8 protein-coding genes are annotated in these 9,752 nt (G+C 64.4%); 1 reads left to right on the forward strand and 7 read right to left on the reverse strand.

All coding sequences use genetic code 11. The features are described 5' to 3' along the window. Nucleotides 1–32 precede the first annotated feature (32 nt). The 7 genes from PH256_RS05875 to PH256_RS05905 all read right to left on the reverse strand — a co-directional run bounded on the left by PH256_RS05875 (nucleotide 33) and on the right by PH256_RS05905 (nucleotide 9,000). A complete protein-coding gene (locus PH256_RS05875; RefSeq protein WP_270913368.1) occupies nucleotides 33–1,148 on the reverse strand; it encodes a Gfo/Idh/MocA family protein in 1,116 nt (371 codons plus the stop codon). Nucleotides 1,149–1,175: 27 nt separating this feature from the next. Then, the gene (locus PH256_RS05880) at nucleotides 1,176–2,063 is read right to left on the reverse strand and encodes an acetylxylan esterase (protein ID WP_270913369.1); all 888 of its coding nucleotides are present in this window, start codon (nucleotides 2,061–2,063) and stop codon (nucleotides 1,176–1,178) included. Further along, nucleotides 2,060–3,058: an acetylxylan esterase gene (locus PH256_RS05885; RefSeq protein WP_270913370.1), complete on the reverse strand. Its 999-nt coding sequence runs from the start codon at nucleotides 3,056–3,058 to the stop codon at nucleotides 2,060–2,062. The genes PH256_RS05880 and PH256_RS05885 overlap by 4 nt, the downstream gene beginning before the upstream one ends. 51 nt (nucleotides 3,059–3,109) lie before the next feature. Beyond that, nucleotides 3,110–5,158 (reverse strand): ATP-dependent DNA helicase RecG, encoded by a 2,049-nt coding sequence (gene recG, locus PH256_RS05890; protein ID WP_270913371.1) that lies wholly within the window; start codon nucleotides 5,156–5,158, stop codon nucleotides 3,110–3,112. Nucleotides 5,159–5,275: 117 nt separating this feature from the next. Further along, nucleotides 5,276–6,967, reverse strand: a complete 1,692-nt coding sequence (locus tag PH256_RS05895; RefSeq protein ID WP_087182991.1) for a DAK2 domain-containing protein — start codon at nucleotides 6,965–6,967, stop codon at nucleotides 5,276–5,278. A 52-nt stretch (nucleotides 6,968–7,019) separates the two neighbouring features. Then, nucleotides 7,020–7,373, reverse strand: a complete 354-nt coding sequence (locus PH256_RS05900) for an Asp23/Gls24 family envelope stress response protein (RefSeq protein ID WP_087182992.1) — start codon at nucleotides 7,371–7,373, stop codon at nucleotides 7,020–7,022. A 49-nt stretch (nucleotides 7,374–7,422) separates the two neighbouring features. After that, nucleotides 7,423–9,000, reverse strand: coding sequence for an ABC transporter substrate-binding protein (locus PH256_RS05905; protein ID WP_270913373.1), 1,578 nt, complete (start codon nucleotides 8,998–9,000; stop codon nucleotides 7,423–7,425). A gap of 308 nt (nucleotides 9,001–9,308) precedes the next feature. On the opposite strand from PH256_RS05905, the gene PH256_RS05910 reads away from it, so the two are divergent. Next, nucleotides 9,309–9,752 (forward strand): CBS domain-containing protein (locus PH256_RS05910; RefSeq protein WP_270913374.1); only part of this gene is annotated, 444 nt, incomplete at its 3' end.

Genomic DNA, 9,752 nt, shown 5'->3' on the forward strand with positions numbered 1-9,752 from the left:
CAGAAACGGCAGGCCCGGGGGCGTCTTTTGTTTTATTCCTCTTTCGTCCGCTTTGCCAGTTCGGCGGCGTAGGCACCCGGAGGCGGGGGCACCGGCACGGTGCCGCCCTGCCAGGCGGAGAGATAGGCCGCGTTGGTGACCAGCAGGCTTTCCAATGCATCCGTCACCGGGCACAGGGGGGCGCGATGGTCTTCCACCGCCGCCAGGAAATCCGCCACGATGCCCGCCTGCTGCACCTCGTTGGGCTCCTCGGGGGCGGTCCACTGCTCCTCGGTGAAGGGGATGGGCCCGAAATAGCCGGTGGTGCTTTTAGCGAAGTCCCGCTCGTCGCGGGAAAGGCGGCGCAGGGTGAAAAGCCGGTCGTTTTCCAGAATCAGCTGGCCCTTGCTGCCGCTCAGTTCCAGCCGGTTGGTGCCGGGGAATTCCCGGCTGGAGGCGATGAACTGGCCGGTGGCGCCGTCTGTCCAGCGCAGGTGCAGAGTCACGTCGTTTTCCACCTGAATGGCCCGCTCGGCCCCGAATTCACACAGGGCCGTCACCTCTTTGGGCATGCCGCAGAGCCAGGTGAACAGGTCCAGCTGGTGGCTGGCCTGGGTGAGCAGCAGCCCGCCGCCCTCGCCCTTCCAGCTGCCCCGCCAGGGCTGGCTGGCGTGGTAGGCGGGGGTGCGGTAGAGGTTGGTAATCAGCCAGCAGGCCCGTTTGAGCTGCCCCAGCGCGCCGCTCTGCACCAGCTGCTTTGCCTGCCGGTACGCGGCGCTGGCCCGGCGGCAGTAGAGCACCCCGGCGGTCCGCTCCGGGCGGGCACGGCAGGCGGCCAGCAGGGTGCGGGCTTCATCCGCGTCCACTGCCAGCGGCTTTTCGATCAGGGGGTGCACCCCGGCCTTTAACGCCTGCAGCGCCATGGGCACATGCTGGTTGTGGGGCGTGCAGATCATCACCACATCCACAAGGCCGCTGTGCAGCATGGCCTCGTAGTCGGTGAAAAGGGCGGTGTCCGGGGCGCAGAAGGCGTCCCGGGCACTGGTCAGATGGTCCGGGCTGCGGCTGGACAGGGCAGTGACGCGCCCGCCGGGGATTTTCCCGGCAGCGAACAGGCCCAGATACACCTGAGCAATGGAGCCGATTCCGGCAATGCCGACACGGAGCATGGAAGTCTTCCTTTGAAAACAGAGTGGTCAGGCCAGATGTTGCAGCAGAAATTCCAGCTGGGCGTCCTCGTACCAGTTTACCCGTTCGTGGGCGTATTTGTCGAACAATACCTGCCGCTTGTTTACGCTGGCCGCCTGCCGGAACAAGGCCAACTGGGCGGCGGCAGGACTGAGCGGGTCCATCCGGCTGCTGCCCAGCAAAAAGGCGCAGCCCTCCGGCGGGGTAAGATTCATACAGTCCAGGTAATCCAGCGCGTGGAACAGCGCTTTCTGCCGGCTGCGGGTGGGGTCCTGTGCCCGGAACCACTGAATCAGGGGGCGGTAATAGTCTGCTGCGGTACCGGTGGCCGCGTGGCGGAAATCCAGCGGCAGCGGATTCAGAACCGTGCAGACGGTCACCGCATCGGACTGTGCGGCGCAGGCGAGAGCCATTGCACCGCCCAGCCCCTCACCGTTCACGGCCACGGGCAGCCCCGGGAAAAGCTGCCGGGCGGCACGGAGGGTACGCAGGGCGGCCTTATAGGTATGCAGCAATGCCGGGATGCCGCCGGGGGCATCCGGGTCCGGTGCGCCGCAGCACAGTGCGGTATCGGTGGGCAGCTCAGGAGCCAGCACGGCACAGCCCGCGGGCAGGTACCGGCTCAGATAATAGTAGCCCCGGGCGGAACGGCCGATGTCGTGAAAATCGATCAGCACGCTTGTGGGGGCAGCAGGCCGAAGCAGGCGGGCGTTCAGCGTGCCCTCGCCGCCTTTCAGCATCAGGCGGCGGAAGGAAGCCTGCGGGGTGGAAAATTCCTCGCTCTCGGACAGTTCGTCCGGTGCAAGACCGGCCCGGCAGCTGTGCCAGAAAGCGTCAAGATCTGCGGGGCGCTGCGCGGCGCAGGAAGGCTCGGGCCAGTTGGTACGGTTTGTCATAGATGTTCCTCCTCTTCCCAAAGGTGGGAGCCGGGGCAGCAGAAAAAGCGAATCAGCCGGTCATCAAAGGCCTGAATCTCCTCGTGGGCAAAATCGGGATACAGCAGGTGCCTTTTGGGTGCGGCGATCCGGTTGTAGACCGCATACTGGGTGACGGGCGGGCAGATATCGTCCTGAAAGCCGGTGGCGAACAGCACCGGGCAGCGAATCAGCGGGGCAAAGTTGATGCTGTCCACATAACCGAGCTTGCGGAAGATCTCGCCGGTGCGCAGCCCCTGCGGGTCGAACCAGCGCATGTAGTAGCGCAGCCCCTCGTAGGCAATCAGGTCGGCATCCATCTCCCAGACCTTCTGGAAATCGCTGAGAAACGGATATTGGATGCCCGCTTTTTTGATCAGATCCGGATGCAGGGCAGCGGTGGCCAGCGCCAGCGCGCCGCCCTGGGAACCGCCGTTCACATACACCCGGTCCAGATCCAGGCCGGGCAGCTGCCGTGCAATGCGGATCATCAGAGCGATGTCCTGATGGACTTTGACGTAATACAGCTGTTCGGGCGGGCCGTCCAGCCCGAGGATCATGTTGCCGCTGGCACGGGTGCTCTGATAGGCAGCAGCGTCCAGGCTGGAGCCGCCCTGGCCCCGGCAGTCCATTGCCAGCATGGCCACCCCCATGCTGGCGGTGTAGCTGGTCAGTTCCAGCCAGCTTCGGGTGGCGCCGGGGTAGCCGTGAAAATGCAGCAGCAGCGGCACCGGCTGGTCCGATGCGGGGCGGATGTATTTGGCATAGAGGCGCGAGCCGTCCGGCGCGCGAAAATGCAGCTCCTGATAGCGTACCGAGCCGCGGGCGGGGAAGGGGCCGTCGGTCAGCTCCCATTCCAGCGGAGCGCGTTCGGCCTGCGCCATACGCTCCGCCCAGAAGGCGGCGAAATCTTCCGGGCAAGGGGTGGTGCCCCGGTAGTATTCCAGAAAGGCGCGGTCAGAGGGTTGCCATTTCATAAAAACACTTCCTTGTTTTCGGATGGTTGCAGGCCGTATCCGGCCGGAGCGTCAGTTAAAAGTGGTGCGCTCGAACAGGTGGGATACCTGGGCCGCCAGCAGACTGTGCTCGGGGGCGGCAAGCTTGGGGTCCTCCTCCAGCAGCTCGTGGGCGCATTTCTGGGCGGCCTCCAATGTGCGGGTGTCGCCCATCAGGTCGGCCAGCTGCAGGGTGGGCAGGCCGTGCTGCCGGTCGCCGAAGAAGTCGCCGGGGCCCCGGGTCTCCAGGTCGTATTTGGCGATCTCGAAGCCGTCCTGGGTGTGGCAGAGAAAGCGCAGCCGGTCCCGCACCGCTTCACCGGTGTGGTCGCTGATGAGGATGCAGTAGGCCTCGCCGCCGCCGCGGCCCACCCGGCCCCGCAGCTGGTGCAGCGCCGACAGGCCGTACCGCTCCGCGTTCTCGATCACCATCACCGTGGCGTTGGGCACGTCCACGCCCACCTCGATCACGGTGGTAGAGACCAGCACGTCCAGCTCGCCCTGCTTGAACTGGTCCATCACGGCGGCCTTTTCCTTGGGTTTCAGCTTGCCGTGCATCAGGCCGATGCGCCGGTGGGGCAAAAGGGCCTGGGCCACGTCGGTGAGATAGCTGGTCACTGCCTGTAAATCTGCCGCGCCGGGCGCGTCGGTATCGCTTTCCTCCACCCGGGGGCAGACGATATAGACCTGGTGCCCCTTGTCGATCTGGTCGTCCAGAAAGTGATACATGTCCCGCCGCTTTTTGCCGGTTACCGCGTAGGTTTTCACCGGCAGGCGGCCGGGGGGCAGCTCGTCCAGGATGGAGATGTCCAGGTCGCCGTACATCAAAAGGCCCAGGGTGCGGGGAATGGGGGTGGCGCTCATCACCAGAACGTGGGGGGCGATGGATTTATCCGCCAACAGGCCCCGCTGGCGCACACCGAACCGGTGCTGCTCGTCCACCACCGCGAAGCCCAGCTTTGCAAACTCCACCCCGCTGCTGATTACCGCATGGGTGCCCACGACTAAATCCGCCTCGTGGGCGGCGATGGCTGCCAGCGTGGTGCGCTTCTGGGCGGCCTTCATGCCGCCGGTGAGCAGAGCCACCCGCAGCCCAAAGGGCTCGAGAAAGGTCTGCAGGGTGGCCGCGTGCTGGGCGGCCAGAATCTCGGTGGGGGCCATGAGGGCGCTCTGGTAGCCGTTCTTCGCCGCCATGTAAACGCCCGCCGCCGCCACCAGCGTTTTGCCGCTGCCCACGTCGCCCTGTAAAAGGCGGTTCATGGGCCGTTTGGCGGCCATGTCGGCGCAGATTTCGGCGGCGGCCCGCCGCTGGGCGCCGGTGGGGGAGAAGGGCAGGCTGTCCCAGAAGGGGGTGAGGCCGGTGGGCTTCATGGGCGCGCCGCTCTTCACCGCGCCCCGGCTTTTGAGCAGGCTCAGGCCGATCTGCAGGGTGAACAGCTCCTCAAACACCAGCCGCCGCCGTGCCGCCGCCAGTGCCTGGGGCGAGGAGGGGTGGTGGATGTTCTTCACCGCCGTCCATTTATCCGGCATCCGGAACCGGGGCAGGTAGTCCGGCGGCAGCGGCTCGGGCAGCGGGTCGGCGGCGGCCAGGGCGTTCTCCACACAGCGGGCGATCTGGCCGCTGGCCAGGCCCTCGGTCTGGGGGTAGACCGCCACAAAGGGTTTGCGCTCCACCTCGGCCCGGGTGCGCACGATGGGGTTTGCCATCTCCCGGCGGGAGAGCGCCCCTTTCGCCCGGCCCTCGAAGTAGTATTCCTCGCCCAGCAGCAGCTTGTCCGCCATGAAATGGGTGTTGAACCAGGTGAGGGTCAGGGTGCCGGTATCGTCCGCGGCGGTGGCCTGCACCATGGTGCGGCCGCCGGGCAGGCGCACCGCGCCTTTCTTGGCGCATACTTCGGCCTTGATGACCACATCGGTACCAGAGGGGGCTTCGGCGATGGGGCTGGGCTGGCTGTAGTCGATGTAACGGCGGGGATAGTGGCAGAGCAGATCGCCCACGGTGGCGATGCCCAGCCGGGCGAACCGCTCGGCCAGCTTGGGGCCCACGCCCTTGACGTATTGAATGGAGGTATCCGGCTTCATGGCGGGGCCTCCTTTTTGGCTTGAGAATCAAAGGGTAGAAAAAAGCGCCGCTTGTGTGAGGTTGGTCAACACAGGCGGCGCTCAGAATACGCAAAACGCTGTGCAATCAGGGAAGGATTACTCCACGCTGATCATGTAGTAGTAGACGGGCTGGCCGCCGTTGATCAGGGTGACCTCGATGCCGTCGCCCACCTTGGCCTGCACCAGCTCCAGCGTGCGCTGGGCGTCCTCTTCGCTCACGTCGCAGCCGGAGATCAGGGTGATGAAGCTGGTGTCCTTCTTCACCATGCTGCGGGCCAGACGGTAGGTGGTCTTGGTGATGTCGGTGCCGATGTTCACGATCTTGCCGTTCTCCATGGCCATGATCTCGCCCTTCTTGATCTTGTGGCCGTCGAAGTCGCTGTTGCGGGCGGCGAAGGTCACAAGGCCGGTGCTCACATGACCGGCGGCGTCCATCATGTTGATGGTGTTGGCGTCCACGGTGGCGTCCGGGTCAAAGCTCAGCATGGCGGTAATGCCCTGGGGAATGGTGCGGGTGGGCAGCACCACGATGCGCCGGTCGGCCAGCTTCTGGGCCTGCTCGGCGGCCATGATGATGTTCTTGTTGTTGGGCAGCACGAACACGGTCTTGGCGGGCACGCTCTGCACCGCGGCCACGATGTCCTCGGTGGAGGGGTTCATGGTCTGGCCGCCGGACACAACAGCGGAAACGCCCAGGTCGGTGAATACGTTGGCCAGGCCCTCACCGGCAGCCACGGCCACAAAGCCGTACTCCTGGTCCGGGTCCACAGCGGCGTACACGAAGGGGCTGGTCTGCTCGGCCTGCTCGGCTTCCTTCTGCTTCTCCAGGCCCTTGCCCTGCTTCTGGCGGGCCAGGAACTGCTCGTGCATGTTCTCGATCTTGAAGCCGGTCAGGTAGCCGTACTGGATGGCGTGGCTCAGAATCTTGCCGGGGTCGGCGGTGTGCACGTGGCAGTTGATCACGTCGTCGTCCTCAATGACCACCACGCTGTCGCCGTTGCTCTCGCAGAAGGCGCGCAGCTTGTCGCTGGAAACGCCCTCGTTCTTGTTTACCAGGAACTGGGTGCAGTAGCCGTTCTTGATGTCCTCAACCTTCATCAGGTCGTCGCTGAACACGCCCTTGCCGGCGGCGTCGCTGGAGTGCTTGACCTTGCTCTGGGTCTGCTCCTCGCCCTTCACAGGCTCGCCGCCCTTGAACACGATGTCCATGCCCTCGAAGATCACCATCAGGCCCTGGCCGCCCGCGTCCACCACACCGGCCTTCTTCAGAACCGGCAGCTGGTTGGGGGTGTTGTCCAGTGCGCGCTGACCGGCGGCCAGCACCAGGGTCCACAGCTCGTTCACGTCGGCCAGACCGCTGGCAGAGGCCTCCTCGCTGGCGATGCGGGCCACGGTGAGCATGGTGCCCTCGGTGGGCTTCATCACGGCCTTGTAGGCAGCCTCAACGCCCTTTTCCAGCGCGTGGACCAGGTCCTCGGCACCGGCTTCCTTCTTGCCGTCCAGCGCCTTGGACAGGCCCCGGAACAACAGGCTGGTGATTACGCCGGAGTTGCCGCGGGCGCCCCGCAGCATGGCGGAAGCGGCCACCTTGGCGGCCTCGCCCACGGTGCAGCTGTCGGGCAGGTTTTCCAGCTCACGGGCAGCCGCCATCACGGTCATGCTCATGTTGGTGCCGGTGTCGCCGTCCGGCACGGGGAAAACGTTCAGCTCGTCCACACGGGAACGCTGGTTGGAGATGTTGTTGGCGCCGGAGATGATGGCGTCACGCAGGATCTTACCGGTAATCATAAGCTATTGCACCTCATGTAAAGTAAAGTATCGTTGTTGGTATGGGGCGGGGTCAGTCCGCCACGATGTCGTCCACCGAGACCTCGATGCGGGCCACGGTCAGGCCGGTGGCCTTTTCCACCTCGTGCTTGACTTTGTGGGTGATGCTCTTCACGATGGTGGCGATGTTCAGCCCGTAGCCCACCTTGATGTGCAGCTCGATGGTGAGCTGACGGTCCGACTGGGTCACGCGCACGCCCTTCTCCGGGAAGTCGCTGCCGAACACCAGGCTCTTCAAATCGTCGCCGCGGCCGCCGGTGGCCATGCCCGCCACGCCGTAGCAGCTGCGGGCCGCCTGGCTGACCAGCTCGGCGAAGTAGTCCGACGTCATGCTTATGGTGCCCATGGGGTTTTGCAATGTGATCATAAACTGCCGCTCCTTTGCATTTGTATCCGCCCGTGGGCGGTGGGGTCGGTTATTCGGCCGCGTCGAAGCGCAGGCCTTCCAGCGAATAGAATACGTTGCTGATGGAACAGCTCAGACCGCTGATCCCGCTGCTGTGCACCACCGTGCCGTTGCGCCACAACAGGGGCACATAGGGCATTTCGGCGGCAAAGGCCTTTTCCAGCGCGGCGGCGGTGTTCTGGTCTGCCTTAAAGGCGGCGTAGGCGGTGGCGAGCGCTTCGCTCTGCACAATGCCCACACTGGCCTGACCCCCTTCAAAAAAGGGGCTCATATCCATATTATTATACAACTTGACCTCGCCGATGTACAGGTCAAAATCACCGGATGCAACTTTTTGGCTGTAAACGTCAAAATCCGACGCCTCCTCCACCGTCACATAGATGCCGGCGGCGGCCAGCTGCTCCTTGATGAGGGCGGCGGCATAGCGCTTGTAGGTGTTGCCGCTGTAAACCAGCAGCCGCAGATTCAGCCGCTCGCCGTCCGCGTTCTGGTAGTAGCCCGCGTCGTCCAGGCTGTAGCCCAGGGCGGCCATATCGGCGGCGGCCTGGTCGGCGGTCAGCTCAGCGCTGGAAAGGATCACGTGGCCGTCGGCCACGCAGTCGTAATGGTCATTGATGCAGCCGGTGGCCGGGTAGGCCCGGGAGTAATAGCTCTTCTGGGCCAGCTGGGTGCGGTCGATCAGCTGACTGAGCAGGCCGCGGCCCCCGGCGGTGGTGAGCAGGGGGCTTTTTTCGCCGCTTTCCGGCGGGGTGGCGTTGACGCCCAGAAAGACCAGGTTGTTGGTCTTGTAATAGTCCGACACGCTGGAAAAGCCCGCGCTGGTCTGGGCGGAGTCGCTGGCGGTGTACAGGTTCAGGCTGCCCACCGCAAAGCCGGAAACCATTTCCTCGTAGCTGCTCACCTCGGTGAGATAAATGGTGTCCGGCCCGTTTTCCGCAAAGGCGCAGGAGGCGTTGCGCACCAGACTGCCGCTGTCGCCGTAGGTGTAGCGGCCGTTGGGGGTGGGCTGGGCCGAGGCGGTCTCGGCGGCCTTGAGCACCGGAATGTCACACAGGTAGGCGAACATGGAATCCGGTGTGGCCAGGGTCACGGTGACGGTGTCGCCGCTGGCCTTCACCTCGGTCACGTTGGCGAAGCGGGCGGCGTAGCGCTCGCTGAGGCGGGCGGCCTCCAGGCTGGCGGCGGCGTCCTGGGCGGTGACGGCGGTGCCGTCCGCGAAGGTGCAGCCCGAGCGCATGTGGATGCTCACCGTTTCCCCTGCCGATACGATGGAATCCGCCAGCCGGTATTCCAGCGAAAGCTCCGGCGTCAATTCCACCAGGCACTCGAACAGCAGCCCTGCGTTCTGCTCCACCAGGTTGGAGGAGGAGGCGTAGGGATTGAAGCCCGCCGAGGGGGTGTAGCCCAGCACCAGAGCGGTGGGCGCGCCCGCGCTCTGCTCGGGCACGGAAGCCGCGCTGGAAGCAGACGAGGCGGAAGAGGCGGAAGAAGCCGCCTGCGAGGAAGCGGAGGAGGCGGCATTGCCGCCGCAGCCGGCAAGCAGGGCAAGGCAAAGCGCAAAAGCCGCCAGACGGCGGAATCGAGCCATGGGCAACACATCCTTTTCAGGTCAGAATCGGTACCTTAAAGCATATCATAAAACGAGGCCGTTGACCAGTGAAACCGGGCAAAAAAGCCCCTTTGCGCCGTCCGGCGCTGCCTTCATAAGTTTTTCACACCCCCGTGGGAAAAATGTGATAAAATAGAAATACAGAATCCTGGAACAATCATGGAATCCCAGGCCGGAGCCTTCCGGCTCGTTTTTTGAGCAGCACCGCATCGTTCCGGCTGGCGAAGCACCGGGAATTGTGCGAGGCTGCCTGAAGAGAATGCAGCGCGTAAAGTGAGGTTTTGTGAGTGAATTTGCTGTTCTTTTTGACGCCCAAGCAGGACGTGGCCTTTTTGTATGAGGACTTCACCCTGCGCCAGGCGCTGGAAAAAATGGAGTATCATCGCTATTCCAGCATCCCGGTGCTGAACCGGGTGGGCGAGTATGTGGGCACCATGACCGAGGGCGACCTGCTCTGGGCCATCAAGAACCAGGGCATCGACCTGGACGACGCGGAGGATATCCCCTTAAGCAGCATCCCCCGCAAGCGAGATTACAAGCCCGTGGCCGTGACCACCCAGATGGACGAACTGGTGGCCGCCGCCATGACCCAGAACTTCGTGCCCGTACTGGACGACAAGAAGAGCTTCATCGGCCTGGTCAAGCGCAATGCCATCATCCAGTATTGCTACGACCGCTACCGGGCGGTGGCCCCCATGCTGGACAGCCAGAAATCCGGCAAATCAACTGAA

This window comes from Allofournierella sp. CML151 (assembly GCF_027853465.1).
GTDB lineage: Bacteria > Bacillota > Clostridia > Oscillospirales > Ruminococcaceae > Allofournierella.

Excerpts from the sequence above, each read along its gene's own strand:
- recG (WP_270913371.1), bottom strand. The coding sequence starts at position 5,158 with ATGAAGCCGGATACCTCCATTCAATACGTCAAGGGCGTGGGCCCCAAG.
- PH256_RS05895 (WP_087182991.1), bottom strand. The coding sequence starts at position 6,967 with ATGATTACCGGTAAGATCCTGCGTGACGCCATCATCTCCGGCGCCAAC.
- PH256_RS05875 (WP_270913368.1), bottom strand. The coding sequence starts at position 1,148 with ATGCTCCGTGTCGGCATTGCCGGAATCGGCTCCATTGCTCAGGTGTAT.
- PH256_RS05905 (WP_270913373.1), bottom strand. The coding sequence starts at position 9,000 with ATGGCTCGATTCCGCCGTCTGGCGGCTTTTGCGCTTTGCCTTGCCCTG.
- PH256_RS05880 (WP_270913369.1), bottom strand. The coding sequence starts at position 2,063 with ATGACAAACCGTACCAACTGGCCCGAGCCTTCCTGCGCCGCGCAGCGC.
- PH256_RS05900 (WP_087182992.1), bottom strand. The coding sequence starts at position 7,373 with ATGATCACATTGCAAAACCCCATGGGCACCATAAGCATGACGTCGGAC.
- PH256_RS05885 (WP_270913370.1), bottom strand. The coding sequence starts at position 3,058 with ATGAAATGGCAACCCTCTGACCGCGCCTTTCTGGAATACTACCGGGGC.